The organism is Pseudoxanthomonas sp. LjRoot125, from assembly GCF_964252705.1.
Taxonomy (GTDB): Bacteria; Pseudomonadota; Gammaproteobacteria; order Xanthomonadales; family Xanthomonadaceae; genus Pseudoxanthomonas_A.
Genome location: NZ_CAXUOY020000001.1, coordinates 1840004 through 1865603 on the forward strand (window position 1 = coordinate 1840004; position 25600 = coordinate 1865603).

Below are 25600 nucleotides of genomic sequence, written 5' to 3' on the forward strand. Positions count from 1 at the left end.
CTGCGCGCGTGGCGGCGCATCAATCGTCGCTGCATTGGGCGCGCAGCATGCCGCCCGGAAGGCCTCGCGCTTCGGCGCGCGAGGTGTCGTTGGAGGACGGCATCGCCGGTGGCGCGTAGTCGCGCGCCATGTCGGCGGACAGTTGGCGCGCCTGCGCCAGTGCGGCGGGGTCGAGCTGGGTTTCCAGTTCGCGGATCGAACGGGTCAGGCGGTTGTCGCGCATGGCCTGCCGGTTGGCGCTGCGCGGCGAGGTCGCCGGCGGCGCAGGCAACTGGGTCTGCGCATGCAGGAAGAAGGCGAGGGCGCGTGCGCCATCGGGCTTGACCGCCTGCGCCAGCAGCGAGCGACGCTGCTCCCGGTTGTTGGGCGAATAGGCGTGGCCCAGCGCCATCACCATCGTGCGATCCCCCGACTGTGCGGCACGCAGGGCCAGCGATTCGGCTTCGCTCCGGTACACGCGCAATGCGTCCAGCTGGTCCAGCACGCTCTCCTGCCGGAACGCGTTGCCGCTGGCGTACATCCGCAGGGCCATCGGGTTGCCGCCCAGCGCGGCGCTGCGCCAGTACTGCACGCGTTGCACGGGCGTGGACGCGGGCACGCCCTCGCAGTGCGCGCTTTCTTCCAGCAGGCGTTCGCTGCGCGCGACCAGCGCCTGCTCGGATTGGCGCTGCTCCTCCCGCTCCTGCGGGATGGCGTTGGGATCAATCTGCCCGAAGCGCACGGAGGCGTCGGTGCCGTCGCGGAGCATGTCGGCGGCGCTGGCCAGGCGCATGCGGATCTGCGCGCAGAAATCCAGCTCGGCCGCCAGCCGGCACGAGGCCGCGGCTTCGCCGGCGTCGGCACGCCGTTTCAGTTCGGGCAGGATGTCGCGCAGCGGCGGCGCCAGCGGCGGAAGCGGCCGATCCGGTGGACGCTGGGCCGGCGTGCGCGGCGAGGCGGTGGCGCCAGCGGCAGGTGCCGCGCTTCCGGCGTCTTCCACGCCGCGCGCTTCAGTGGACGGGGCACCCTGGCTGGCGCGGCCTCCCAGCCAGCCGAGGCCGCCGGCGGCGGCCGCAAGTACAAGGGCGATCGAAGCGAACAGCAAGGGGCGTCGGGACATCCGGTCGGTACCGCATCCTGGGGGGGCCAGCACACCACAGCGACATCCCAGGTTTCAAGCGCGCAGCCGTCGCGCGCCGGGCTTCAACGCTCCCGGCGCACCAGCGTGCGATCCACCGGGCCGCGACGCTGCCAGTCGGGCACGACGCGTTCGGCGGTGGCGCTGTCCGAAGGTGTTGCGGTCGCCGCGCCCGGCACGACCAGCGAAGGAATCGATGCCGTGACGGCGGCCTCTTCCAGCTTCGGCGCCAGGTCGGTGCCCTGCACGAGCCCCAACGGCGCGTAGCCGGCGTAACCCGGGAATACCTGGCTGAGGTTGGCGTTGCCCATGCGGCGGATCAGGATTTCCGACAGCACGCGGCGATAGTCGGTGGTCACCGGCACGTCGCCGAACGTGGGCGAGAGCGTTTCCGGATTCAGTCCAGGCCAACTGCCGTAGAAGCGTCGGCCGTTCACCGCGCCGCCCAGCACCAGCATCGGATTGCCGTAACCGTGGTCGGTGCCGCCATTGGCGTTCGCGCGCACGCGGCGGCCGAATTCGGACTGCACCACCACCGTGACGCGCGCCATCTCGCCGGTGCCGTTGAGCTCCGCGTAGAACGCGGCCAGGGCGGCGGAAAGTTCGTTGATCTTGTTCTGGTAGTAGTTGTAGCCGCTGCCGGCGGTGCCCTGGCCTTCGTGCGTGTCCCAGCCGCCGAGATCGAGCGTGGCGTAGCGCAGGCCCAGGTCGAAGCGGATCGATTGCGCGATGGTCCACAACTGCTGAGCGAAGTTGCCGGTCGGCCAACTCGCCGGCAGGCTGGCGTAACCCTGCTGGCCGATCAGGCGCAGTGCGCCATCGGCGCGACGGCCGGCGGTCTCGAGCCCGGTCTGGCCGTTCCACAACGCCCCCACGGTTTCGGCCACGCCGCGCAGCCCGGCGGGCGAATCCGACCGCGTACGCTGCCAGCTCCACGCGGTGGTGTTGAGCGAAAAGTCGGAGGGGCTGCTCATTGTCATCGCATCCACCGCGCCCATCAGGCCGGCGGGCTGCGTGCCGCTGATGCCGAGAGCGGGCAGTGTGCCGGTGCCGTTCGGTCGCGTTTCCCACGCGCGTGTCATCCAACCGGTGGGTGAGCCGTACTTTCCGGGCGTGCCCAGGTCGATGTACAGCTGCGCATCGAAATGGCTACGCGTGACCGTGGTCGCCATGCCGCAGGCGTGCACGATGGCCAGCTTGCCGTCGTTCCACAGATCGCGCAGGCCCGTGGCCGAGGGGTGCAGGCCGAAGCCGGTGTCCGCACCGCCGGACAGGGTGAGCGGCAACGCGCCGTAGGCGCCGCTGGTCTCGATCTTCAGGCTCGGCCGTGCTTCCTCGTAGAAGCCGCGGTCCACGCCGCCGGTCGGCACGACCAGGTTCAGCCCATCCAGGCCGCCGCGCAGGAACAGGTGCACGACGGTGTCGTAGCTGTTCACCGCGGCTTCCACGGGGTCGGCGAACATCAGTGTGCCGCCGGTGGCGCTGACGATGGCGGCGCTGCCGCAGCCTTTGACGAATTCGCGTCGGGTCAGTTTGAAATCGCGCATGGCGGGCCCTCAGCGGCTCATGAATTCGGGGGTCATCAGGATCAGCGCCACCAGGCTGCGCAAGCGCTCGTGGTTGTAGTGCCGCTTCAGGTCGCTGCCCTGCCACGTGTTGGTGTCGGTGATGACGTAGGTATTCGCGTCGCCGTTCTGCGCCATGAACGCCACCAGCGCCTGCTTGCGCGCCGCTTCCGGCTGGTAGCCCAGCAGGCGCGTGCACCACCACGTCACCAGGTTGGCGGCGGTCCAGTTGGCGACCGGCACGTTGGCGCGCGTGGTGTCGACCACCGGATGCAACGGCACTTCGCCGTCCTTGCTTTCCGTGAGCCAGCCGAGCACGCGCCAGGTCATCGCGAACGAGTTGGAGCCCGACCACGCCAGCCCGGTGTCGGGATACCCGTTCGGCGCCGGCCAGTTGTACGGCGCATGGCCGGTGAAGCCGTACAGCCACATGAAGTCGTTGCTGCGGCTGTGGTCCAGGCGCAGCGTCCAGTCGCCGCCCAACGTGCGCATCGCGGCCACGGACGCATCGAACGGCCGGCGGTTCTTTTGCCCGAAGCTGTTGATGAAGTCGTCGGAGTTCAGGATGTGGCGCATCACCAGTTCGATCTGATTGGGCGCCTGCCAGTTCGCGCGGAAGATCGCCGCGGCGCTGTCGATCAGCGCTTGCTTGGGCGTGTCGTTGACGAACCGGCGGATCAGCTTCTTGCAGATGAACTTGGCCACGCGCGGGTGGCTGGCGAGCCGGTTCAGCACGTCGCGGCCGTCCTTCATCGCCGGCTGCTCGGGGTAGATCAACATGCCGAGCAGGAACTTCGGGCCAGCGTCGTGCCAGGACTGGCGGTAGACGAAGGTGCCGTCGTTCTCACTGGGGAACTGCCAGTGCGCGTTCTTGGCCGACCAGCCGGTGAAGGCGGCCGAGGTCTCGTACACGTCGATGTCGGTGTAGCCGATCGGGTATGCAGGATCCTCGGGGCAGGGTGGGACCTGGAACGGGTCCATGAAGCCCAGGTAGTTCTCCGCGCCGAAGGTGTGCAGCTCAAGCAGTTCGCGGGCGAAATTCTCGTTCGGGCCCGAGCGCGAATTGCTGATGTTGTCCAGGTAGTACAGCATCGCCGTGCTCTGGGCCACGCCTTCCAGCATCGTGCGGAAGTTGCCCTTGGCGTTGGCGCGGATCACGTCGCGGTCGTAGTGCACGAACACCGGACCCACGCTGAAGTCCGTGCCCAGCACGTTGAAGTGGTCGTGCCAGAAGTTCACCAGCACTTCGCGCAACTGCCGGCGCGAGTACACCGCGCGCACGAAGGCCGCGCGCTGCACCTCGTTGGCGGGACGCATGCGCGTGTTGTACTCGGGGTCGGGCACCACGTGGTCGGCCCACAACTGGCTCAGCGACTTGTTGAGCGTGGTGTAGCCGCTTGCGGTGAGACGATTGGTGACGGCGCTGTCGTCGATGGCATCCCAGTTGAGCTGCCAGTCCACGTAGTTGGCCAGGCGCTGACGGTCGGTGCTGCCCAGCGCATTGAACTCGGCGATGGTGGTGGCGGTAGCGCCGTAGCTGAGATTGTTCAGCGCCTGCACCGCGAACGGCGGGCGTGCCAGGGTCAGCAACCGCGGCGTAGTCTGGCCGACGGCCACGCGACCCCCACTCTCCACCGTGGCGGGAGCCTCCGGGGCGGGGGACGTGTCCTTGGGGCTGGGTTGTTCGCCCCCTTTCCAGCCGTACAGGCGGTTCAGGCGCTGGTGGACCTGGGTGCCGAGGTCGGCAACCGGTCGCAGCGAGGGCGTTTCGATGTCCGCTTCATGACGGAGGACCGGACCGGCGGCGGTCCGGCGGATCGGTCCACGCGCAGCGAACCGGCGCCACGGGAGGGTATAGCGCGCCATGCGGTGTTTCCCACAGTCCCCAGAATGGCCGGAGTATTGGCCAAGTCACGCACGATGTATGCGACCGCGCGCACAGCCCGGTCACACGGAAAGCGGCTTCAGACCAGACCTGTGGCGTAGAACACGCCGATCACCACGAAGACGGCCGTCGTCTTGATCAGGGTGATGGCGAAGATGTCCTTGTACGACTGCCGGTGGCTCAGGCCGGTCACGGCCAGCAGCGTGATCACCGCACCATTGTGGGGCAGGGTGTCCATGCCGCCGGAGGCCATCGAGGCCACGCGGTGCAGGACGTCCATCGGGATGCCGGCCGCGTTCGCGTTGGCGATGAAGCTGTCCGCCATGGCCGCCAGCGCGATGCTCATGCCGCCCGAGGCCGAGCCGGTGATGCCGGCCAGCGCGGTGACCGAGATCGCTTCGTTGACCAGCGGATTGGGAATGGCCTGCAGTGCGTTGGCTACCACCAGGAAGCCGGGCAGGGCGGCGATGACGGCGCCGAAGCCGTACTCCGAGGCGGTGTTCATCGAGGCCAGCAACGCGCCGCCGATGGCGCTCTTGGTGCCCTCGGCGAAGCTGGCGAACACCGGCTTCCACGCGAACGCGATCACCGAGACGATGCCGACCAGCAGCGCGCCCTGCACGGCCCAGATCGCGGCGACCTTCGAGACTTCCTGCACCACCGGTGCGGGATTGCCGATCACGGCCGGGATGAAGGACTGGCTGTCGCCGTAGAAGCCGGGGATCCAGCGGGTGAACAGGAAATTCGCCACGCCCACCAGCAGCAGCGGCAGGATCGCGATCAGCGGATGCGCGAGGCGATCGCCCTTGAAGGGTTCGGGTTCGTTGCGCAGTTCCTCGCTGCCGGCATAGCCCTCGCCGTTGCGCGCGGCCACGCGACGCCGCCACTCCAGGTACGTCATGCCGACGATCAGGATGAAGATGCCGCCGATCGTGCCCAGCACCGGCGCAGCCCAGCCGGTGGTACCGAAGAACGAGGTGGGGATGATGTTCTGGATCTGCGGCGTGCCCGGCAGCGCATCCATGGTGAAGGTGAAGGCGCCCAGCGCGATGGTGCCCGGCACCAGCCGCTTCGGGATGTCGCTCTGGCGGAACAGCTCCGCCGCGAACGGATACACCGCGAACACCACCACGAACAGCGACACGCCGCCGTAGGTCAGCAGCGCACACACCAGCACGATGGACAGCATCGCGCGCTGCGCGCCGACCACCTTGATGGTCGCTTTCACGATCGCCTTGGAGAAACCGGAGATCTCGATCAGCTTGCCGAACACCGCGCCCAGCAGGAATACCGGGAAGTACAGCTTCAGGAAGCCGACCACCTTGTCCATGAACAGGCCGGTGAACATCGGCGCGACCAGCGACGGATCGGTGAGCAGCACCGCGCCCAGCGCCGCGATCGGCGCGAACAGGATGACGCTGTAGCCGCGGTACGCCACGAACATCAGGAAACACAGCGCGGCCAGCACGATCAGGAACGACATCCAACACTCCTCGGCCAGCGCCGGTTGCAGTGCGGCGAGTATCGGCAGGGCCATGCCGGCCGTCCCACTGTACGAAGGTACGATGCCCTCCGCGCGGGCCACCCCCTAGTGTTCGCTTCAATCGGCGGCATCCGCCCGCCGCCAACGTCATACCCGGGAGGGGGAGACCCATGAAGCGCAAGCACCTGAGCCTGGCCATCGGCTGTGTCCTGTTGTCATCCGTGCCGGTGGCATTGGCGCAGGACGCCGCGCCGGCCGCCAGCACGCCAGCCACCAACGCCACCACGCTCGATTCGGTCAAGGTCACCGCGCGCAAGCGCGAGGAGACCCTGCAGGACGTGCCGGTCGCCGTCACCGCGTTCACGCCGGAGACGCTGGACAAGCTCAACATCAAGGACCTTGGCGACCTCGACGCGCAGGTGCCGAACCTGACCGTGTACGCGGCACGCGGCTCCACCAGCACCGTGACCGCCTACATCCGCGGCGTGGGCCAGGCCGATCCGCTGTGGGGCGTGGACCCGGGCGTGGGCATCTACCTGGACGACGTCTACATCGCCCGTCCGCAGGGCGCGCTGCTGGACGTGTTCGACGTGGAGCGCATCGAAGTGCTGCGCGGCCCGCAGGGCACGCTGTATGGCAAGAACACCATCGGCGGCGCGATCAAGTACATCTCGCGCGGCCTGCCGCAGGAGACCACCGGCTTCGCCTCGTTCACCGTGGGCAACTACAACCAGCTGGACGTCAAGGCGGCGCTGGGCGGCGAAATCGGCGGCAAGGACAGCGGCCTGCGCGCCCGCGTGGCCGTGGCCAGCATGAACCGAGATGGCTTCGGCGAGAACACCTACACCGGCCAGGAAGTCAGCGACAAGGAAATCAATGCGATCCGCGCGCAGCTCGGTGCGTACTCGGAAGACGACTTCGACGTGCAGTTCGCCTTCGACTACATGGACGACCAGTCCGGCGTGCGTGGCGCGAAGATGCTGGCGCCGAACCCGCTGGCCCCGACCTACCCGCCGACCGACGACCGCTACGACATCCGCAGCGGCATGAAGAACATCAACGACACCGAGATGAAGGGCGCCTCGGTGACCGTCAACTGGCGCCCGAGCGACGACTGGGCGTTCAAGTACGTTGCCGCCAAGCGCGAGTCGGATACCGAGACCAACATCGATTTCGACACCACGCCACGCCCGCTGGTGGACGTGCGTGCGTTCTACAGCGACAGCCAGGTCAGCCAGGAACTGCAGGCCAACTACGACGGCGGCGGCCGCGCCCGCGGCGTGATGGGCCTGTACTGGTTCAACGGCGACGCCGGTGGCCAGGTGTTGAACTACTTCTGGAACCCGCTGCTGGCCACCGGCCTGACCAACCCGCTGTTCGGCGATACCCAGGGCGTGGTCAACACCAAGAGCGTCGCGCTGTACGCGGACTGGACCTTCGACCTGACCGACCGCCTGAAGCTGGACGTGGGCGCGCGCTACACGGACGAAGACAAGCACGCCATCGCGTTGAACCGCTTCTACACCAACAACCAGTACGAAACCTCCTGGGGCACGGCGGCGAACTTCAACAAGACGGTCAACTTCAAGAACGTCTCGCCTAAGGTCTCGCTGGACTACCAGGTCACCCCGGACATCATGGTCTACGGCCTGGCCTCGCGCGGCTTCAAGTCGGGTGGCTACAACATCCGCGCCAACACCACTGCGGTGCCGCGCTCGGGCGAGCCGTTCGACGACGAATCGGTCGACAGCTTCGAGATCGGCAGCAAGATGTCGTTCCTCGACCAGCGCCTGTTCCTGAACCTCTCGGCGTTCCACAACAAATACGAGGACATCCAGTTGTCGGTGTTCACCTCGTACACGCTGCCGAACGGTTCGCAGAGCTTCTTCGGCGACTTCACCAATGCCGGCAAGGGCACGGTGAACGGCGTGGAAGTCGAGTACCAGTTCCTGCCGACGGCCAACTGGCTGATCAGCGGCAACCTGGCGTGGCTGGACGCGAAGTACGACGAGTTCATCACCAGCGGCGTCAACGTGGCCGACAGCCAGCGCTTCACCAACGCACCGGAATTCTCCGGCGCGATCAACGTGGAGTACCGCACCGACCTGGCCAATGGCGGCAACCTGTCCGCACGCGTGGGCTACTCGTACCAGTCCGAAGTGTGGCCGACCACCGATCTGAGCCCGCTGATCAAGCAGGACGGCTACGGGCTGGTCAGCGCCGGCGTGATCTGGAAGCTCAACGATGCATGGAGCATGTCGCTGCAGGGCACCAACCTGGCCGACGAGGAGTACCGCACCACCGGTTACAACATCGCCGCCTATGGCGTGCTGACCGGCTTCTACGGTCCGCCGCGCCAGTACAGCCTGACCGCGCGCTACGACTTCTGATAGCGCACGGGTTCCACCTTGGGGATGCAACGGCGGCGGGCGAAAGCCCGCCGTCGCTGCGTTATGCTGCCGCGATGCCGATGCGCGCGCGTGACCACCGGGGGACGGACGGATGCTGAGCGTCGGCATGGTCGTGCTGGCGGGGCTGCTGTGGCTGGGCGTGCTGTTCGGTTCGGCGCTGTATGCCGAACGCCACCCGCGCGTGCTTGCCGTGCAGTGGCCCTACATCTACGCGTTGTCGCTCGCGGTCTACTGCACCTCGTGGACCTTCTTCGGCACGGTGACCCAGGCCGCGCGTTACGGCTGGCCGCTGCCACCCACCTTCGTCGGCACCATCCTGCTCTACGCGTTCGGCGCCTTCCTGTTGGTGCGGCTGGTGCGCATGGCGCGCGAGTCCAACGCGACCTCCCTGGCCGACCTGATCGCCACCCGATTGGGCAAAGACGGCTGGCTGGCGGCCACCATCACCCTGGTCGCGGCACTGGGCCTGATTCCCTACATCGCGCTGCAGTTGAAGGCGGTGGCGATGAGCTTTGCGTTGCTGACGCGTTCGCCCGGCAACGACGCGCTGCCGGCCTGGCAGGACAGCGCGCTGTACGTGGCGCTGGCGATGGCGGTGTTCGCGATGCTGTTCGGCACGCGGCGCGCCAGCGCGGTGGAGCACAACCGTGGCCTGGTGTTGGCGATGGCGTTCGAGTCGCTGTTCAAGCTGGCCGCGATGCTGGCGCTGGGCGTGTTCGTCTGGTGGGGCCTGCCCGAACTGCCTGAAGTGCCGCCGGTGCAGGCGCCGCCGTCGACCACCTACGGCTTCCTGCCCTTGGTCGCGCTCGGCGTGCTGGCGATGTTCACCCTGCCGCACCAGGTGCACGTGGGCGTGGTCGAATGCCGCGATGAGCGGCATGTGCGCACGGCGCGCTGGCTGTTCCCGCTGTACATGGTGCTGATGGCAGCGCCGTTGCTGCCGCTGGCGCGTGCCGGCGGCGCGATGTTCGGCGATGCCGTGCCCTCCGATCTCTACGTGCTGGCGCTGCCGCTGTCGCAGGGGCACCAGGGCCTCGCGCTGCTCGCCTTCCTCGGCGGCCTGAGCGCGGCGACCGGCATGGTGGTGGTCAGCACGCTGACGCTGAGCCTGATGATCGGCAATCACTGGCTGGCACCGGGCCTGCTGCGCGGTGGCTGGTTGCGCGGCACCGGCGGCGACCTGCGCGGTGCGGTGCTGGCGCAGCGGCGCATCGGCATCGTCGCGGTGATGCTGTTGGCGTGGGCCTACAGTCGGTTGGTCGCCGGCAACGATGCGCTGGCCGACGTGGGCGCGGTGTCGTTCTCCGCGCTGGCCACGCTCGCGCCCGCCCTGGGCTTCGCGATCTGGCGCCCGCAGACGCCGCCGCGGGCGGTGATCGCCGGCATCGTGATCGGTTTCCTGGTCTGGGCCTGGCTGTTGCTGTTGCCGGTGACGATGGATGCGCGCGGATTGTCGCCGGCGTGGTTGCAGGAGGGCCCGTTCGGAATCGCGGGCCTGTCGCCGGACGGCTTCTTCGGCCTGACCGGGTGGAGCCGCCTGGGGCGTGCGGTCGGCGTCAGCCTGTTCTGCGGGACGGCGGTGACGCTGCTGGTGATGGGCTGGCGCGGTCACACGCCGCGCCGTGCCGACAGTCGCGGCTTCGACAGCAAGACGTTGCGCGATGCGGGCCGCCGCTTCCTGCCGCGCGAACGGGTCGAGGAATTGCTGGCCGACGCGCCGCGCACCGGCCCCGTGCCCGGCGTGATCGAAGCGCGCCTGGAGCGCGAGTTGTCCGCGGTGCTCGGTTCCGCGTCGGCCCGCCTGCTGCTGGATGCCGCGCGCCGCGAAAGCGGCGACCTCGATACCGTGGCCGCGATCGTCGGCGAGGTCTCGCAGGACCTGCGCTTCAACCAGCAGGTGCTGGAAGCCGCGCTGCAGAACATGAGCCAGGGCATCAGCGTGATCGACCGCGAGCAGCGGCTGGTGGCGTGGAACCGGCGCTACCGGGAGATGTTCGGATTTCCGGCGGAGATGTTGCAGGTCGGGCGACCGATCGCCGAACTGACACGCTGGGCGCTGGCGCGCATGCCGCAGCGCGGCCAGGACGAACGCGCGCTGGAGCGCAGGTTGGCCTTCATGCGCGCCGGCACGGCGCACCTCACCGAGCGCGTGTTCCCCGATGGCAGCATCGTCGAGATCCGCGGCAATCCGATGCCGGGCGGCGGCTTCGTCGCCACCTACACCGATGTGACCGCTTCGCGCCAGGCCGAACGCCAGCTCAAGCAGGCGAACGAAACGCTGGAGCAACGCGTCGCCGAACGCACCGCATTGCTCGAGACCGCCAAGCGCGAGGCCGAGCATGCGAACGATGCGAAGAGCCGCTTCCTGACCGCGATCGGCCACGACCTGCTGCAACCGCTGCATGCCGCGCAGCTGTTCACCGATGCACTGTCGCAGCAGCTGCCGGAAGCGCGTCAGCGCGATACCGCACTGCAAGTGCGCGGCGCGCTGGATTCCACCACGGACCTGCTGACCGGCCTGCTGGACATGTCGCGCCTGGAAGCCGGCGGCCTGCTGCCGGAGCCGCGCGACCTCCCGCTGATGGAGGTGCTGGAACCCCTGGCGTCCGAGTTCCGCATGCTGGCGAACGAACGCGGGCTGTCGTTCGACATCGTGCCCACGCGTGCGTGGGTGCACACCGATCCGCAGCTGCTGCGCCGCATCCTGCAGAATTTCCTGGCCAATGCCGTGCGCTACACGGTGCGCGGCGGCGTGCTGCTGGGCGTGCGTCGCCGCGGCGACCGGCTGCGCGTCGAAGTGTGGGACACCGGGCCCGGCATCGCCGAAGCGGAGCAGCGGCGGATCTTCGAGGAATTCCGTCGCGGCGACGATGTCCCCGGGCAGGGGCTCGGACTGGGCTTGTCGATCGCCGACCGCATCGCCGCGCTGCTGGAAGCGCCGCTGTCGTTGCGGAGCCGGCTGGGGCAGGGTGCCGTGTTCGCGGTGGACCTGGTGCGGGTGACGACACCCGCACCTGCGCCGGTGGCCGTGGGCAAGCCGGGCCTCGCCGGTCGCCACGTGCTGGCCGTCGACAACGATCCGGCGGCGTTGTCCGCGCTGAAGCAGGTGCTGGAAGGGTGGGGCTGCAGCGTGGCCATCGCGGGCGGAAGCACAGGCGCGGAGATGGCGCTGCGTGAGCGTTCGGCGGACCTGTGATTGTTCGATTTCCACCTGGATGACGGCGATACCGGCGTGGCGCTGGCCGAACGCCTGCGCGCCACGCACGGCGGTCGTCCGTGCCTGATCCTCACCGCCGACCAGACCGACGCCGTACGCCGCGCGGTGCGCGATGCCGACCTGCCGCTGCTGGCCAAGCCGGTGCGGCCGCTGGCGTTGAAGTCGGTGCTGGACCGGCTGCTGGCGGCGCGCGCGTCGGCTGTGGCGGCTTCCTGAGTCGGTCTCCCGACCGCCAACGCTAGAATGCGCGCCTGGATTCCGGAGTTCGCGCATGCCTTATACCCCCATCGTCGCCACCCTCGGCTACGTGCTCTCGCCCGATCGTTCGCAGGTGCTGCTGATCCATCGCAACGCGCGCCCGGATGACCAGCACCTGGGCAAGTACAACGGGCTGGGCGGCAAGATCGAGCGGGATGAGGACGTGGTGGCCGGCATGCGCCGCGAGATCCACGAGGAGGCCGGCATCGACTGCGACGCGATGACGCTGCGTGGCACGATCAGTTGGCCGGGCTTCGGCAAGCACGGCGAGGACTGGCTGGGCTTCGTCTTCCTCATCACGCGCTACAGCGGCACGCCGTTCGAACGCAATCCGGAAGGCACGCTGGAATGGGTGCCGGTGGAGAAGATCATGGAACTGCCGCTGTGGGACGGCGACCGCCACTTCCTGCCGCTGGTGTTCGACGACGATCCGCGTGGCTTCCACGGCGTCATGCCGTACCACGAGGGCCGCATGGTCTCGTGGGACTACTCGCGCATCTGAGGCACGAGGTTCCACGCATCGCGTGCCGCGTGGCGTTGTCCACACCCCCTGTGGAATGACGTTGGGGAAAGCATGTGGATAACCGCGCGGCCGCCTTGCACCGCAAGCCTGTCAAGGTGTGTGGCGAAATTTTGACCAGTCCGTGACGGTCGGGTTTCCGGGTTGTCCACACCGCATGTGGATGGTCTGTCGACCAACATGTGGATAAGCGTTGGCACACGTTGCGGCACAACGCTGTCAAGGTGTGTGGCGAATTTATGATCACCGCACATCAGCGGTGATCCACGCTTGGTTCCACGTCATCGCGCCGTCCGTGGAAACGGCGTGGAACCTCAGCCTTCGATCTGTCGTGCCGGGTCGGCAAGTTCCAGTTCGCGCAGCACCACGCCGGCCTGGGTGCGGTTGCGCACGCCGAGGCGGTCGAAGATGGCGGACAGGTGCGCCTTCACGGTGCGCTCCTGCACATCAAGGCGGTCGGCGATCTGCTTGTTCAACAGCCCCTGCGCCACCAACGTCAACACGCGGAACTGCTGCGGCGACAGGCTGGCCAGGCGACCGGCCAGTTCGGTGTCGTGTTCGGACGATTGCGCGCGCGCCACCGCGCCGCGCAGCGAGGCCGGCAGCCACTGCTCGCAGGCGAGCACGCTGCGGATGGCGTCGCGCAGTTCGTCCAGGCCCGAGCTTTTCGGCAGATAACCCGCGGCGCCATGGTCCAGCGCACGACGGACCACGCGCGGATCGTCGTTGGCGGACACCACCACGACGGCGACTGCGGGAAACTGTGCACGGATCGCCGCCAGCCCGGCCAGGCCGTGGTTGCCGGGCATATGCAGGTCGAGCAGCACCAGATCGATGTCGTCGTGCGCTTCCAGCGTGGCGATGACGCCGTCCAGCGACTCCGCTTCGCGTACCGACAACTGCGCCACGGCATCGGCGGCCGCACCACGCAGCGCGGCGCGGAACAGCGGGTGGTCGTCGGCGATCAGGAGGTTGGGCATGCGGTGCGGCTTACTGCACGGTCCAGCCGCCATCCACGACGATCGTCTGGCCGGTGATGTTGCGCGCGGCCGGCGAGGTGAGGAAGGCGGTGATGCCGGCCAGTTCGTCCAGGCCGATGAAGACACCTTTCGGCATCGGCTTCAGCATCACCTGGCTGACCACGTCGGCCTCGGAGATGCCGCGCGTGCGCGCCTGGTCGGCAATTTGCTTGTCCACCAGCGGCGTCTTCACGTAGCTGGGGCAGACGGTGTTGATGGTGATGTCGGTGTCGGCGGTTTCCAGCGCGAGCACCTTGGAGAAACCGACCAGGCCGTGCTTGGCCGCCACGTAGGCGCTCTTGTACGGGCTGGCGACCAGCGCATGGATGCTGCCGATGTTGACGATGCGGCCGAAGCCGCGTTCGCGCATGCCCGGCAGCACGGCGCGGGTCAGGCGGGCCACGCCGACCAGCATCACCTGCACGAGGAAGTCCCACTTTTCGATGGGGAAGTCCTCCAGCGGCGACACATGCTGCAACCCGGCGTTGTTGACCAGCACGTCGATGGGGCGCGAGACCGCCGCGAGCGCGGCATCGATGCTGTCCTGCGAGGTGACGTCCAGCGCGACCGCTTCGGCCGAACCGCCGTCGGCGCGGATCTGCACCGCGACCGCCTCGGCGGCCGCCAGGTTGAGGTCGCTGACGATGATGTGGCGGCCCGCTTCGGCTAGCTGGGACGCAATGCCGGCGCCGATGCCGCTGGCCGCGCCGGTGATGAGGAGGGTGTGGGTCTTCTGCATGGGGGCTCCTGCGTGCTGCGGCTAGGGTAGCAGGCAGGCAGGATCCGTTCGTGGTACCAAAGTACGATGACGGCGCTTCCCGCGGAGGGTAGTTTCGTGGCACTGACCGGAACCCTGGACGCTTTCCACGCATGAACGCGAAGACGCGCATTTCCTGCGGCCTGTTGCTCGGCGCGGCCCTGGCCGCCTGCAGCAGCGCGCCGCCCAAGCCCGAGGCCCACATGATCCAGCCCCAGCGCATCACCGAACACCGCGGCGGCGACGATCTGCTCACCGCGGGCCTGGGACTCGACGGCCTGCGCGCGATGGCCGCGCCTGCGTTCGCCGATCCGGCGCACCCGACGGCGGCCGAACTGCGTCGTCGCGCGATCTGGGCGAACTGGCGCGGCATCGCCGACCTGTCGCTCACCGGCGCCTATGGCCAGGCCTACGGCAGCGTGGCCAGTGTGCCCGGCCGCGAGTATTCCGCGCTGGCGAAAGTCCCGGGCGCGGCGCAACCGCATCGCGTGCTGGTGCAGGTGCCGGACAATTTCGATGCGACCAAGCGCTGCATCGTGGTCACCGCATCGTCGGGTTCGCGTGGCGTCTACGGTGCCATCGCGGTCGCCGCTCCGTGGGGCTTGCCGAAAGGCTGCGCGATCGCCTACACCGACAAGGGAGCGGGCACGGATTACTTCGATCTCGACGCGCAGCAGGGCGCACGTGAGGACGGTACCGTGGGTGCGCTGGGCACCGATGCGCTGGCCTTCGTGCCCGACGCACCGGTCGGCGCCAGTGGCGTGGCGGTCAAGCACGCGCATTCCAAGGACAACCCCGAAGCGGACTGGGGCCGCCACGTCAAACAGGCCGCCGAGTTCGCGCTGGCCGCGCTGGACCAGGCGTTCCCGCAGGCGGCGCCGTTCCGTTTCGACAACACGCGCGTCATCGCGGTCGGTATCTCCAACGGCGGCGGTGCCGTGCTGCGCGCCAGCGAAGAAGAAGGTGGCTGGCTGGATGCCGTGGTCGCGGGCGAACCGAACATCCTGGCGGCCGATGCGCCGGGTGCGCGTTCGCTGTACGACTACACGACCGAAGCCGCGCTGCTGATGCCGTGCGCACTGCTGGACCTGCCGGCGGATTCGCTGCCGCAGCCGCCGCTGCGCGCGCAGGTCGAGCCGCTATGGACGGCACGTTGCACCACCTTGAAGGCGGCCGGCCTGGTGACCGGTGCGGACGTCAAGGCGCAGGCTGCGTCCGCACGTGCGCAATTGAAGGCGAATGGCTGGACCGATGAAGCCTTGGTGGCAGGCGCGCTGAGCGTGGGCTTCGACCTGTGGCGTGCGGTCGCGGTCACCTACGCCTCGGCCTATGGTCGCTACGGCGTCGGCGAGCATCCGTGCGGCCATGCGTTCTCCGCGCAGAACCCGGACTTCAGCGCACGCGCAGCGAGCGCCGCCGAACGTGCCGCGTGGTGGTCGGACGGCAGCGGCATTCCGCCGGGGGCGGGCGTGGGCATCGTGGACACGAAACTGGCGCCGCCGGACTTCACCCTGCCGGGTCTGCAGTGCCTGCGTGCACTGCAGACCGGCAGCAGCGACGATGCGCGCCGCGTGCAGGCCGGCATCGCGCAGACCGCCGCGCGCTTCCCGCGCACGCGGCGGCCGGTGGTGGTGATCCATGGCCTGGACGATGGACTGGTGCCGCCGGCGTTCTCCAGCGCACCGTACGTGCAGGCCGCGCGCGCCGCGAATCCTGACGTGCGCTACTGGCAGGTGCGCAACGCGCAGCACTTCGACGGCTTCCTCGCGTTGCCTGCCTACGGCACGCGTTACGTGCCGCTGCTGCCCTACGTCTACGCGGCACTGGACCAGGTCAGCGCCACCCTGGACGGCAGCCGCGAACTGCCGGCCAACGCGCTGATCAACGCCAAGCCACGCGGTACCGGCAGCGTCGAAGCGAGCCAGTTCGCGATCCCGCGGTAGAGCGTCTCTGTAGGAGCGACGTAAGTCGCGACCGCGGCGATGGAGCGGCCAGGATCTCTCGCATGGCCAGACTACGTGGACTGGCCAGGTCTACGGTCGCGACTCACGTCGCTCCTACAAGGGAACCGGTCGCCCCCACGACGGATTCACCCGGTTCGGCTTACCCTGTAGGCCGTTCCTGGTCACGCGTGCCGCCATGCCCCGACACTTCTCGATGATCCGCGACTTCCAGCTGGCCGACTGGTTCACGCTGGGCAACGCCTTCTGCGGCACCGGCGCCATCTTCGCCGCGATGCGCTTCCTGCAGGAGGGCATCCTGCGCGACCTGATGATCGGCATGGCGCTGATCCCGCTGGCCTTCATCTTCGACGCCCTCGACGGCCGGGTCGCGCGCTGGCGCAACCAGGCATCGGTCCTCGGGCGCGAACTGGACTCGCTGGCGGACGTGATCTCCTTCGGCGTGGCGCCGGCGGCGCTGGCCTACGCCTGCGGCATGCAGGGCGGTTGGGACTGGCTGGTGCTGTCGTACTTCGTCGCCTGCGGTGTCAGCCGCCTGGCGCGCTACAACGTCACCGCCGAGTCGCTGGCCGGGGGCGGCGACAAGGTGAAGTATTTCGAAGGCACGCCGATCCCCACCAGCCTGCTGCTCGTGGTGCTGCTGGCCATCGCGGCCTACCTCGGCCACGTGGGCCCGCAGCTGTGGCTGGGTGCGGTGAAGCTCGGCCCTTGGCTGCTGCATCCGCTGGTGTTGCTGTACGCCATCTCCGGCACCTTGATGATCAGCAAGACCCTGCACATCCCGAAGCCCTGAGCCGTGAGGTGAAGGCGCGTCATGCATGCGCCGCCGGCCGCGGCTAGAATCGGTCGGGAAGGGAGGGCACATGGCAAATTTCGTTCCACCGTGGCCGGGCGATTTCGAATCGGTGGCCCAGCAGTACTGGAGCCTGTGGGGCGATGCCCTGCGGCAGGCCGGCGCAACGCCGACGATGGCCATGCCCGGCGCGGTCCCCGGCTGGCAGCAGACCGTCGATTGGTGGTCGAAACTGGTGCCGGGTAGCCAACCCCAGGTCAACGACGTGGTGGGCCGCTTCCAGCAGCAGGCCAGCCAGTGGTTCGGCCAGATGCAGCAGGTCGCCGCGCAGTTCACCGGCCGCGATCATGACGCCACCGACATCGGCCGTGCCTGGCGCTCCGCGCTCGGCATGGCCGAGCCCACCCCGGCGCACAACCCGTTCGCCGACATCTTCCGCCACATGCAGGGTGGTGCGCACGGCCTGGATGGCTGGATGCAGCAGGTGCGCCCCTGGCTGGACAACCTGCAACGGGACGGTGACCGCTGGCTGCACCTGCCCACGTTCGGCCTGTCGCGTGAGCATCAGGAGCGTTGGCAGCAGCTCGCGCAGGCGTACCAGGACTACCAGCACCGGGTCGGCGAGTACGACCAGCTGATGTTGCAGGTGGCGCAAGGCGCGTTCACGCTTTTCGAAAGCAAGCTTGAAGCGCACGCCGAACCCGGTCGCCAATTGCAGAATGCGCGCGCGCTGTTCGACCTGTGGATCGACGCGGCGGAAGAAGCGTACGCGAAGGTCGCGATGTCCGACGATTTCCGCCATGTCTACGGCGGGTTGGCGAACGCACAGGCGCGCCTGCGATTGGGCGTACAGCGTGAAGTCGAGCAGGTATGCAATCTATTCGGCATGCCCACGCGCACCGAAGTCGATTCCGCGCATCGCAAGATCGTCGAACTGGAGCGCGCGCTGCGAAAGCTGACGCGCGCGCAGGCGGCGCCCGCGCGGCGGGAGCCCGTGCAGCGCACCGCGGCACCGCTCGAAACCCCGGCACCGAACCAGGCGAAGCCGACGGTGAAAGCGGATGCGTCCGCGAAACCCAAGGCCATGAAGAAGCGCGCGCCGGCCCGTCGCGCACCAGCGCCCAAGGTCGCGAAGAAAGCGCGCTCCGTCGCGAAGAAGGCGGCGCCCAAGAAACGCGCCCGTCGCGCCATCGCCGCGGTTGCGCCGGTGGCCACGCGACAGGAAGCCACGCCGGCAAAATCGCGCGCGCCCGCACGCAAGGCGGTAACGAAGAAGGCGGCCGCCACGGCCGTGTCGAAGACGCCGGTGGCCAAGGCGAAGGCACCACCGAAGAAGGTTGCGCCCCCACGCTCCAAACCTGCGCCGCCTGCGACGGCCAAACCGGCATCGGTGGTCTCGATGAAGGACTGGGTGGCGCGCAATGCCACGCGCGCCGCGACCACCGAGTCGCCCAAAGCCGCCAAGAAGGCGAAGCGGGGTAAAGGCAAATGAACGGACCGCTCAACTTCACCGCCGAAGCGCTGGCCCAGGAGGCCACCACGCTGACGCAGAAGCTCTCCGCCGGCCTGCATACGCTGCCGGAAGTGGAGGACGTCCATTACGGTGCCACCCAGAAGCAGGAAGTCTGGCGCGACGGCAAGGTGGTGCTGTACCGCTTCGTCGGCGAAAAGGCACCGACGGCGAAGGTGCCGCTGCTGATCGTCTACGCGCTGGTCAACCGGCCGTACATGGTCGACCTGCAGCACGACCGCTCGCTGGTGAAGGGCCTGCTGGCGCAGGGCGAGGATGTCTACGTGATCGACTGGGGTTACCCGGACCGGTCGGACCGCTTCCTCGAGCTCGACGACTACATCAACCGCTTCATCGACGGAGCAGTGGACCACCTCTGCGACAGCAGCGGCCGCGATGCGGTCAACGTTCTGGGCATCTGCCAGGGCGGCGCGTTCTCGCTGTGCTACGCCTCGCTGCATCCCGAGAAGGTCAAGAACCTGATCACGATGGTCACGCCGGTGGATTTCCACACCGCGGACAACATGCTCTCGCACTGGACGCGCGAACTGGACGTGGACCTGTTCGTCGAGGCGCTGGGCAACGTGCCGGCCGACATGATGAACGCCTGCTACCTGATGCTAAAGCCGTTCCGGCTGAACCTGCAGAAGTACGTGGGGCTGGTCGACATCCTCGACGACAAGCGCGCGATCGAGGACTTCCTGCGGATGGAAAAGTGGATCTTCGATTCGCCGGACCTGGCGGGTGAAGCGTTCAAGCAGTTCATCACCCAGTTCTACCAGCGCAACGGCTTCATCAAGGGCGGCATCCAGATCGGCGGTGAAGCGGTCGACCTGGGCTTCGTCGACATGCCGGTGTTGAACATCTATGCCGAACAGGACCACCTGGTGCCGCCGGATGCCTCGCGCGCGCTGAAGGACGTCGTCGGCACGGCCGATTACACCGAGCTGAGCTTCAAGGGCGGCCACATCGGCATCTATGTGTCCAGCCGCGCCCAGCGCGAAGTGCCGACGGCCATCCATCATTGGCTGGGCCAGCGCGCACGATGAACCTGTCGAAGCGACGTCTCGTCGTCCTGCTGGCTTTGCTGTTGCCTGTCGCGGCACATGCCGCGCCCTCGGCAGCGGCAAAGCGCGAGATCCAGGGACTGATGGACGCGTTGTCGGCGTCGTCGTGCGAGTTCCAACGCAACGGCACGTGGCACGGACGCGAGGAGGCGCGCAAGCACTTGCAGCGCAAGTACGACTACCTGCTGAAGCGCGACCTGGCCGACACCGCCGAGCAGTTCATCGAACGCGCCGCCAGCAAGAGCAGCATCAGTGGGCGCGCCTATCAGGTGCGTTGTCCGGGACAGCCGGCGCAGCCGGCCGCCACCTGGTTCAAGGCGAAGCTTGACGCGCTGCGCGGTTCAGCCGCACGGGCGCGCTGACGCGATAGACTGGCCGCGGACAACCGTGGGGAGTTGGCGATGAGTACCGTATCCAAGCCGTTTGCCAGGTCGTTGAACGACCGCATGATCGCGGGCGTGATGGGCGGCATCGCCCACCGCTTCGGCTGGAGCTCCACGCTGCTGCGCGTGATCTTCGTGATCGTCTCGATCGCGTCGGCGGCGTTCCCCGGCATCCTCGTCTACCTGATCCTCTGGCTGTTGATGCCCACCGAGCAGGATTGATCCATGTCGCCCGCGCTGTGGCTCGCGCGTGTGCTCGGCATCGTATGGGCGGTGCCCAATACCTTGATCGGTGTCCTTGCTGGCGTGATCGGCATGGCGTTCGGCGCGCGCGCGGAATGGAGCCGGCGTGATTTCGCCGTCGTATTCCATCGCTGGCCCTGGGGCCCGGGCGGCGCGATCACCTTCGGCAACAGCATCCTGCATACCGGCGATACGCTCGAATCGGAATGCATCACGTATGAACATCGTGCCGGGCGCATGCAGCACCCGCGCATCCGGCTGGGCGACCACGAGCGTGCACACGTGTACCAGTACATGGTGCTGGGCCCCTTGTTCCTTCCGGTCTACCTGCTGTGCGGTGGCGTCAGCGTGCGCAATCCGTTCGAGCGCGCGGCCGATCGCTATGCGCTGACGGGCAAGGGGTGGTGGCCGGGCTGACCGACGGACGGCGCACGGTCTTTCACCGGCTGCACACATTGGGACGCGTAGCGTCGGCGCTGTCCGAAGCCCGCAGAGAACCCTTATCAATGCGGATCGGCAAGGAGGGCCCAGCCACCCGGGACATTCCCGACGTGACTGGGCCTTCTCGCATGCATTGCCCGCTGCGCGCGATCTTCCATGTCGCGTTTCGCGCGTGAATCAGGAGGTCGATTGTCGCCGCAGTCGCTCGAACAAGAGCGGCGTCGCCGTGCGCGTCCTGGATCAGCGCGGCAGCGCGCCCTGCAGGAATAGCTCCACTGCAGCCAGCGCCTGCGCTTCCAGCGTGTCGACATCGGGCAGCTGGTTGCTGCCTGCCGCGAGGCGGACGATCTGGTCGCCGAACAGGCTCATGTAGAACTGCGCGGCGGCGGCCTTCGGCGAGGCCAGTTGCATGCGTCCTGCAGCTACCTGTTGCTCGAAATAGTCGGCAAGCGTGGAACGGATGGACGCCACGGCCTGATCGAAGAACCAGTCGCGCAGCGCCGGGAACGATTGGCCTTCGCCGATCACGATGCGATAGACCACCTGCGAGTCCGTGCGTGCCATGACCTGCGCCATGCGGATGGCCACGCGGCGCAGCGCCTGTTCCGGCGGCAACTCGGTCAGGTTGAGGTCGCGCAGCAGGTGCGTATGCATGTCGAGGCGGCGTTCGAGGATGGCGCTGGCCAGTCCTTCCTTGTCGCCGAAGATGCGGTACAGCGTGGCCAGCGATCCGCCCGCCCGCGCGACGATCTCGCTCAGTCGCGCATGCTGGTATCCCTTCTCTGCGAAGACCTCGGTGGCCGCGTCGAGGAATTTTTCCGCGCGGATCTCCCCGCGACGGCACAGTTCCACCTGGGGGCGTGGGCGCAGCGGCGATTCGCCGGCGGCGTGGGGGTCGCTGAAAACGTTTTCCAGAAAATCAGAGGAAATGCTCACGGAAAGTTCCTGCGTGCGACCGTTGGATGACGTTCGTCCAGCCTAGCAAAAGGGCGCGTGAGTGTGGCAATCACATGACGCCGTTCACGGCATCGGATGGGGGCTTTTCCGGCCGCAAGTGAGAGTCGCTACAGATAAGCGGTCAGCGCGGGGGCGTCCTGCCAGCGGTCGTGCGCGCCGTCCACATAGGTGATCGGCGCGGCCGCGAGTTCCTCGGGCGTCGCGTCCTCAAGGCACCCCAGATTCACCCCGTAGATCCGCTCGCCCTCCGGCACGTTGTTGCCGATACCGAAGGGCCTGACGCCGCAGGTTCGGCAGAAGTGGTGCGAATTGCGCAGGCTGTTGAATCGGTACTCGGCCAGCGCATCGGCGCCTGCCAGCAGACGGAACCGATCCGGCATGACGATCGCCGGCCAGAAACGGTTGCGCCGGCAGACCGAACAGTTGCAGCGGAAGGTGGGCTGGGTCAGGTCGATGTCCGCCTCGAAACGGACCGCGCCGCAATGGCAGCTGCCGGTGTAGGTCTTCAGCATGCGGCCTCCCGTGCCGATATCGATTCCGGGGTGTAGGGGTTCCCCCGCTGTTCCCGGTCGTCGCCAGGGAGAATACTGGACCCCAGCCCGCCGGAGCCATGCATGCTGAGGACCCTCGACGTTGCCGACCTGCGCACTGGGATGTTCGTCCAGAAGCTGGTCGGCCCGTGGATGCAGCATCCTTTCTGGCGGACTTCGTTCCTGCTGGACGAGGCGCGCCTGGCCGAATTGCAGGACAGCGGGGTCGAGCAGGTGGTCGTGGACCTGGCGCGCAGCGAGGTCGAGGACGATGCGGAGGCCGGGATGGACGCGGCCGAAGCCGCACCGGACATCGGTGGGGAACCCGCGTCGGAAGACGCCAGCGCTCCCGAGCGCCGCCGCGTCATCGTCCCCGACGGCAGTGCGAGCCTCGGCGCGGAACTGGCCCGTGCCCGCCGGATCTGCGACGACGGCCGCGAGGCGGTCGAGGCCATGTTCCGCGAAGTGCGGCTGGGGCGTGGCGTGGACGCCGGCCACGTGCTGCCGCTTCTGGATGAGATCACCGGTTCGGTCGATCGACATCCCACCGCGCTGGTCAGCGTGGCGAGGCTGAAGGACGCCGACAGCTACACCTACCTGCATTCGGTCGCCGTGGGTGCGCTGATGGCGATGCTGGCGCGCCAGTTGCAGTTGCCCGAAGACCAGGTGCGCGACGCCGCGCTCGGCGGTCTGCTGCACGACATGGGCAAGGCGCTGCTGCCGCAGGACGTGCTCAACAAGCCCGGGAAGCTGACCGACGAGGAGTTCGACATCGTCCGCCAGCACCCCGTGCATGGCGAGCGCCTGCTGCGCGACGGCGGCATCACCCAGGAAGCGATCCTCCACATCGCCCGCCACCATCACGAGAAGGTCAATGGCGCGGGGTATCCGCAGCGGCTGTCCGGCACCGAACTTCCGCTGCTGACGCGCATGAGCGCGATCTGCGATGTCTACGACGCGATCACGTCCAACCGGCCCTACAAGGCCGGTTGGGATCCGGCCGAATCCCTGCGCCGCATGGCGGGCTGGAAGGGCCACTTCGACGAAACGCTGCTGAAGGCCTTCGTGCGTAGCGTCGGCATCTATCCCATCGGGGCCTTGGTGCGGCTGTCCAGCGACCGTCTGGCGGTGGTGGTGGAACAGAACCCGGCCACCTTGCTGGCGCCGCGCGTACGCGTGTTCTACTCGGCCAAGTCGCGCACCCATCTGTTGATGACGGACATCGACCTGGCCACCGCCGGGGACCGCGAACGCATCGTCAGCGTGGAGTCCCCCGCCACGTGGGGTTTTCGCGAACTCGAGAAGCTCTGGCTGCCCTGAGGCGCTTGCGGCGCGGGGTCGCCGATCGGCAACTCCGACGGTGGCTGTCCGAGGACTAAAGAGAGCCCCCCACGGCCAACTTCCGGCACGTGGACGCGGCCTACGCATGCGCCAGCATGGCCCGCCCGTCGCGTCCTTCCCGTCTGATCGGGCAGGCCTGCAGGCCATTCCCCCGAACAGACGCGAAGGAGCCCTCGATGTCGTTGCTTTCCCTGGTCATGGCGGCAGCTGTCGCCACCACACCCGCCCCCACGGCAGATGCCGCCACCCTGGCCGCCATCGAGGCCACCTGCCTGGACTACATCGACGGCCAGCTCGAAGGCGACCCGGCGCGCGTGTCGCGCGCGCTGCATCCGGACCTGGCCAAGCGCGCCGTGGTGGGCGACACGCCGTACGAGCGCCTCGGCCTGCGCCGCATGTCGAAGGACGAACTGGTCGAGCTGACCCGGCAGGGTGTGCTGAAGACGCCGAAGGAACAGTGGAACCGCAGCTGCCGCGTGCTGGACGTCACCGCCGAGACCGCGGCCGTGCGTCTGGAGACGCCGTGGTTCGTCGACCATTTCCACATGGGCCGTTTCGATGGTCGCTGGGTCATCGTCAACGCGCTGTGGCACAGCAAGCCACGCTGACCCCGTACATCTTCGCTATCGCGGCGCCGTGTCGGCCGCCTTGTGGAACAGCGCCGCGCACAGCAGCCAGACCGCGACGTAGGCGGCGGTATAGCCCAGCAGGAACCCACGCGGTTCCTGTGCGCTCGCCGGCACCGCGATTCCTGCCGCGACGACCTGCAACACCGCCATCGCCACCAGGGTCGATGCCATGCCCCGCGGCCGCCGACGGCTGAGCAGGGCGCCGATGACGCCAGCCAAGGGAATGGCCATGAACGCCAGATTGGCCGGATGCGAAGGCTCGCCGACGATCCCGACCGCGAGGTTCGCCCACACCAGCAGGAAGGCCGCGCCCAGCGCGATCACGCTGGCCGCGAGATAGGCCGGTGCGCGTGCCGCGCTGGCCGCGAGCTCGAACGCCACGCAGCCGGCGAGCAGCATCGCGCCGAACACGGCGAAGTCCGATCCCGTCCATGCCACCTCGGACGTGAACCGCATCGCCACCCACGGCGTCAGCAGCAATGCCGCGGCGCCGCCCCACGCGAGCGGGCGCAGCCGGCGGATCCATCGGGTCGTGGTGGAAGGAAGCGGCATGCTCGCCATCGTCATGTTTCCCAAGCCTGCAGGAGCGCAGGCGTAGCGTCCATGCCGTGCATGGGCGGGCGAGGGTGCCTGTGTGAAGCGAGTGCGAAGTCGCCGATTAAGGGCGTGGCCGGTTCAGGGCGTGGCCGGTGCGGGGCGGTGACCGTAGCTCAGTACACGGGTGATCTGCCAACGGCCCTCCTGTTCGCGCCAGACCATGGTGAAGTCGGCCATGCCGCCGCAGTCGTCGCCACCGGTCGCGCAGAACGTGTGTTCGCCCTGGGCGATCGCCCCGTAGCCGCGGATCGGATAGACCTTCAGCGAGCCCGGGACCAGGCGCCGCTGGTACTTTCCGCATACGTTCTCGCGGGTGCGGCCGATCATCTCGTCGCGCGTCCAGGTGACGCCGCCGTTGTCGTGGTAGAACTCCACGCCCGCATCGAAGTACGCGGCATGGCGCGCGAGCTGTGCCGGATCGGCGCACTGGTTGAAGGCATCGAATACGGCGCCATCGAGCTCGGCCACGATCTGCGACAGATCCTGTGGCGTGCGGTCGGGCGATGGAGCTTGGGCTGCCGTGCGCCCGGCGAACGCGAACAGCCCCAGGCCCAGCAGGACCGGCACGAGCTTCTTCATCGGGTGCTGCCCCGGCAGGCGCACGGCGGTCATGCCGGCGTGGCCGAGGCGCGCGGACCCGCACCCAGCAGGCGCGCAGGCAGCATCAGCAGCGCATGCAGGAAGGCGAACAGCGCCGAGAAGGTCACGCCCACCAGGCGGAACGGCAGCGACAACAGCCAGACGACCGGCCACAGCACCAGCACCAGCAAGGCCAGCGGCCAGCACAGCACGAACAGGATGCACCAGGCGGCGAGCGCGACGAGGGTCTTCATGGAGGCTCCTAGGGGCAGGGCACCGGTCATCGGTACGTCGCCATCCTCGTGCTGCATCGGCGCTGCGGACAACCGGTTCGCGA

At 68.1% G+C, this 25600-nt stretch carries 24 protein-coding genes; 13 read left to right on the forward strand and 11 right to left on the reverse strand.

The features are described from left to right. Positions 1–19: 19 nt before the first annotated feature. From ACSION_RS08475 to ACSION_RS08490, 4 genes are all read right to left on the reverse strand, one after another. Positions 20–1099, reverse strand: a complete 1080-nt coding sequence (locus ACSION_RS08475) for a hypothetical protein (RefSeq protein WP_435305620.1) — start codon at positions 1097–1099, stop codon at positions 20–22. A gap of 83 nt (positions 1100–1182) precedes the next feature. Beyond that, positions 1183–2664: a DUF1501 domain-containing protein gene (locus ACSION_RS08480; RefSeq protein ID WP_435305621.1), complete on the reverse strand. Its 1482-nt coding sequence runs from the start codon at positions 2662–2664 to the stop codon at positions 1183–1185. 9 nt (positions 2665–2673) lie between these two features. Beyond that, the gene (locus ACSION_RS08485; RefSeq protein WP_435305622.1) at positions 2674–4548 is read right to left on the reverse strand and encodes a DUF1800 domain-containing protein; all 1875 of its coding nucleotides are present in this window, start codon (positions 4546–4548) and stop codon (positions 2674–2676) included. A gap of 98 nt (positions 4549–4646) precedes the next feature. Then, positions 4647–6050 carry a GntP family permease gene (locus ACSION_RS08490; protein WP_435306683.1) on the reverse strand — a complete coding sequence of 468 codons (1404 nt, stop codon included), beginning with the start codon at positions 6048–6050 and terminating at the stop codon, positions 4647–4649. Positions 6051–6220: 170 nt separating this feature from the next. On the opposite strand from ACSION_RS08490, the gene ACSION_RS08495 reads away from it, so the two are divergent. The 4 genes from ACSION_RS08495 to ACSION_RS08510 all read left to right on the forward strand — a co-directional run bounded on the left by ACSION_RS08495 (position 6221) and on the right by ACSION_RS08510 (position 12438). Continuing rightward, positions 6221–8440 (forward strand): TonB-dependent receptor, encoded by a 2220-nt coding sequence (locus ACSION_RS08495; RefSeq protein ID WP_435305623.1) that lies wholly within the window; start codon positions 6221–6223, stop codon positions 8438–8440. A gap of 112 nt (positions 8441–8552) precedes the next feature. Continuing rightward, the gene (locus ACSION_RS08500; RefSeq protein ID WP_435305624.1) at positions 8553–11657 is read left to right on the forward strand and encodes a PAS-domain containing protein; all 3105 of its coding nucleotides are present in this window, start codon (positions 8553–8555) and stop codon (positions 11655–11657) included. Then, the gene (locus tag ACSION_RS08505; protein ID WP_435305625.1) at positions 11658–11894 is read left to right on the forward strand and encodes a hypothetical protein; all 237 of its coding nucleotides are present in this window, start codon (positions 11658–11660) and stop codon (positions 11892–11894) included. 55 nt (positions 11895–11949) lie between these two features. Next, complete coding sequence (locus ACSION_RS08510; protein WP_093490648.1) at positions 11950–12438, forward strand: NUDIX hydrolase; 489 nt, start codon at positions 11950–11952, stop codon at positions 12436–12438. Between the two features lie 332 nt (positions 12439–12770). Here ACSION_RS08510 and ACSION_RS08515 read toward each other — a convergent pair whose 3' ends face one another. Then, positions 12771–13436, reverse strand: coding sequence for a response regulator (locus ACSION_RS08515; RefSeq protein ID WP_093299330.1), 666 nt, complete (start codon positions 13434–13436; stop codon positions 12771–12773). A 10-nt stretch (positions 13437–13446) separates the two neighbouring features. Continuing rightward, a complete protein-coding gene (locus ACSION_RS08520; protein ID WP_435305626.1) occupies positions 13447–14214 on the reverse strand; it encodes a 3-hydroxybutyrate dehydrogenase in 768 nt (255 codons plus the stop codon). Positions 14215–14345: 131 nt separating this feature from the next. On the opposite strand from ACSION_RS08520, the gene ACSION_RS08525 reads away from it, so the two are divergent. The 7 genes from ACSION_RS08525 (at position 14346) to ACSION_RS08555 (ending at position 20606) form a co-directional block, all read left to right on the forward strand. Next, positions 14346–16175 (forward strand): 3-hydroxybutyrate oligomer hydrolase family protein, encoded by a 1830-nt coding sequence (locus ACSION_RS08525; protein WP_435305627.1) that lies wholly within the window; start codon positions 14346–14348, stop codon positions 16173–16175. 196 nt (positions 16176–16371) lie between these two features. Further along, positions 16372–16986 carry a CDP-diacylglycerol--serine O-phosphatidyltransferase gene (gene pssA, locus ACSION_RS08530; protein ID WP_435305628.1) on the forward strand — a complete coding sequence of 205 codons (615 nt, stop codon included), beginning with the start codon at positions 16372–16374 and terminating at the stop codon, positions 16984–16986. A gap of 70 nt (positions 16987–17056) precedes the next feature. Continuing rightward, the gene (gene phaE, locus ACSION_RS08535; RefSeq protein WP_435305629.1) at positions 17057–18478 is read left to right on the forward strand and encodes a class III poly(R)-hydroxyalkanoic acid synthase subunit PhaE; all 1422 of its coding nucleotides are present in this window, start codon (positions 17057–17059) and stop codon (positions 18476–18478) included. Then, positions 18475–19545 (forward strand): class III poly(R)-hydroxyalkanoic acid synthase subunit PhaC, encoded by a 1071-nt coding sequence (locus tag ACSION_RS08540; protein ID WP_093490651.1) that lies wholly within the window; start codon positions 18475–18477, stop codon positions 19543–19545. The genes phaE and ACSION_RS08540 overlap by 4 nt, the downstream gene beginning before the upstream one ends. Continuing rightward, on the forward strand, positions 19542–19925 hold the full coding sequence (locus ACSION_RS08545; protein ID WP_435305630.1) for a DUF5329 domain-containing protein: 384 nt from the start codon (positions 19542–19544) through the stop codon (positions 19923–19925). Before ACSION_RS08540 ends, ACSION_RS08545 begins: the two co-directional genes overlap by 4 nt. A 39-nt stretch (positions 19926–19964) precedes the next feature. Continuing rightward, the gene (locus ACSION_RS08550; RefSeq protein WP_435305631.1) at positions 19965–20168 is read left to right on the forward strand and encodes a PspC domain-containing protein; all 204 of its coding nucleotides are present in this window, start codon (positions 19965–19967) and stop codon (positions 20166–20168) included. A 3-nt stretch (positions 20169–20171) separates the two neighbouring features. Next, on the forward strand, positions 20172–20606 hold the full coding sequence (locus ACSION_RS08555) for a hypothetical protein (RefSeq protein WP_435305632.1): 435 nt from the start codon (positions 20172–20174) through the stop codon (positions 20604–20606). A 264-nt stretch (positions 20607–20870) separates the two neighbouring features. Here ACSION_RS08555 and ACSION_RS08560 read toward each other — a convergent pair whose 3' ends face one another. Both ACSION_RS08560 and ACSION_RS08565 read right to left on the reverse strand, forming a co-directional pair. Further along, positions 20871–21566: a TetR/AcrR family transcriptional regulator gene (locus ACSION_RS08560; RefSeq protein WP_435305633.1), complete on the reverse strand. Its 696-nt coding sequence runs from the start codon at positions 21564–21566 to the stop codon at positions 20871–20873. Between the two features lie 128 nt (positions 21567–21694). Next, positions 21695–22099, reverse strand: a complete 405-nt coding sequence (locus ACSION_RS08565) for a GFA family protein (protein WP_435305634.1) — start codon at positions 22097–22099, stop codon at positions 21695–21697. 102 nt (positions 22100–22201) lie between these two features. On the opposite strand from ACSION_RS08565, the gene ACSION_RS08570 reads away from it, so the two are divergent. Together ACSION_RS08570 and ACSION_RS08575 are read left to right on the forward strand one after the other, a co-directional pair. After that, on the forward strand, positions 22202–23437 hold the full coding sequence (locus ACSION_RS08570) for an HD-GYP domain-containing protein (protein WP_435305635.1): 1236 nt from the start codon (positions 22202–22204) through the stop codon (positions 23435–23437). Positions 23438–23634: 197 nt separating this feature from the next. Beyond that, entirely contained in the window at positions 23635–24066 is a 432-nt protein-coding gene (locus ACSION_RS08575; RefSeq protein ID WP_435305636.1) for a nuclear transport factor 2 family protein, read from the forward strand. Positions 24067–24081: 15 nt separating this feature from the next. Here ACSION_RS08575 and ACSION_RS08580 read toward each other — a convergent pair whose 3' ends face one another. The 3 genes from ACSION_RS08580 to ACSION_RS08590 all read right to left on the reverse strand — a co-directional run bounded on the left by ACSION_RS08580 (position 24082) and on the right by ACSION_RS08590 (position 25517). Continuing rightward, entirely contained in the window at positions 24082–24639 is a 558-nt protein-coding gene (locus ACSION_RS08580) for a hypothetical protein (RefSeq protein ID WP_435305637.1), read from the reverse strand. A 123-nt stretch (positions 24640–24762) separates the two neighbouring features. Beyond that, positions 24763–25296, reverse strand: coding sequence for a nuclear transport factor 2 family protein (locus ACSION_RS08585; RefSeq protein WP_435305638.1), 534 nt, complete (start codon positions 25294–25296; stop codon positions 24763–24765). Then, complete coding sequence (locus tag ACSION_RS08590; protein WP_435305639.1) at positions 25293–25517, reverse strand: hypothetical protein; 225 nt, start codon at positions 25515–25517, stop codon at positions 25293–25295. Before ACSION_RS08590 ends, ACSION_RS08585 begins: the two co-directional genes overlap by 4 nt. Positions 25518–25600 lie beyond the last annotated feature (83 nt).

Bases quoted from the DNA above. Each gene is read 5' to 3' on its own strand.
- ACSION_RS08565 (WP_435305634.1), bottom strand. From the start codon at position 22,099: ATGCTGAAGACCTACACCGGCAGCTGCCATTGCGGCGCGGTCCGTTTC.
- ACSION_RS08570 (WP_435305635.1), top strand. From the start codon at position 22,202: ATGCTGAGGACCCTCGACGTTGCCGACCTGCGCACTGGGATGTTCGTC.
- ACSION_RS08585 (WP_435305638.1), bottom strand. From the start codon at position 25,296: ATGACCGCCGTGCGCCTGCCGGGGCAGCACCCGATGAAGAAGCTCGTG.
- ACSION_RS08510 (WP_093490648.1), top strand. From the start codon at position 11,950: ATGCCTTATACCCCCATCGTCGCCACCCTCGGCTACGTGCTCTCGCCC.
- ACSION_RS08575 (WP_435305636.1), top strand. From the start codon at position 23,635: ATGTCGTTGCTTTCCCTGGTCATGGCGGCAGCTGTCGCCACCACACCC.
- ACSION_RS08495 (WP_435305623.1), top strand. From the start codon at position 6,221: ATGAAGCGCAAGCACCTGAGCCTGGCCATCGGCTGTGTCCTGTTGTCA.
- ACSION_RS08550 (WP_435305631.1), top strand. From the start codon at position 19,965: ATGAGTACCGTATCCAAGCCGTTTGCCAGGTCGTTGAACGACCGCATG.
- ACSION_RS08480 (WP_435305621.1), bottom strand. From the start codon at position 2,664: ATGCGCGATTTCAAACTGACCCGACGCGAATTCGTCAAAGGCTGCGGC.
- ACSION_RS08540 (WP_093490651.1), top strand. From the start codon at position 18,475: ATGAACGGACCGCTCAACTTCACCGCCGAAGCGCTGGCCCAGGAGGCC.
- ACSION_RS08475 (WP_435305620.1), bottom strand. From the start codon at position 1,099: ATGTCCCGACGCCCCTTGCTGTTCGCTTCGATCGCCCTTGTACTTGCG.
- ACSION_RS08580 (WP_435305637.1), bottom strand. From the start codon at position 24,639: ATGCCGCTTCCTTCCACCACGACCCGATGGATCCGCCGGCTGCGCCCG.
- pssA (WP_435305628.1), top strand. From the start codon at position 16,372: ATGCCCCGACACTTCTCGATGATCCGCGACTTCCAGCTGGCCGACTGG.
- phaE (WP_435305629.1), top strand. From the start codon at position 17,057: ATGGCAAATTTCGTTCCACCGTGGCCGGGCGATTTCGAATCGGTGGCC.
- ACSION_RS08545 (WP_435305630.1), top strand. From the start codon at position 19,542: ATGAACCTGTCGAAGCGACGTCTCGTCGTCCTGCTGGCTTTGCTGTTG.
- ACSION_RS08515 (WP_093299330.1), bottom strand. From the start codon at position 13,436: ATGCCCAACCTCCTGATCGCCGACGACCACCCGCTGTTCCGCGCCGCG.
- ACSION_RS08555 (WP_435305632.1), top strand. From the start codon at position 20,172: ATGTCGCCCGCGCTGTGGCTCGCGCGTGTGCTCGGCATCGTATGGGCG.
- ACSION_RS08525 (WP_435305627.1), top strand. From the start codon at position 14,346: ATGAACGCGAAGACGCGCATTTCCTGCGGCCTGTTGCTCGGCGCGGCC.
- ACSION_RS08500 (WP_435305624.1), top strand. From the start codon at position 8,553: ATGCTGAGCGTCGGCATGGTCGTGCTGGCGGGGCTGCTGTGGCTGGGC.
- ACSION_RS08490 (WP_435306683.1), bottom strand. From the start codon at position 6,050: ATGTCGTTCCTGATCGTGCTGGCCGCGCTGTGTTTCCTGATGTTCGTG.
- ACSION_RS08520 (WP_435305626.1), bottom strand. From the start codon at position 14,214: ATGCAGAAGACCCACACCCTCCTCATCACCGGCGCGGCCAGCGGCATC.
- ACSION_RS08485 (WP_435305622.1), bottom strand. From the start codon at position 4,548: ATGGCGCGCTATACCCTCCCGTGGCGCCGGTTCGCTGCGCGTGGACCG.
- ACSION_RS08590 (WP_435305639.1), bottom strand. From the start codon at position 25,517: ATGAAGACCCTCGTCGCGCTCGCCGCCTGGTGCATCCTGTTCGTGCTG.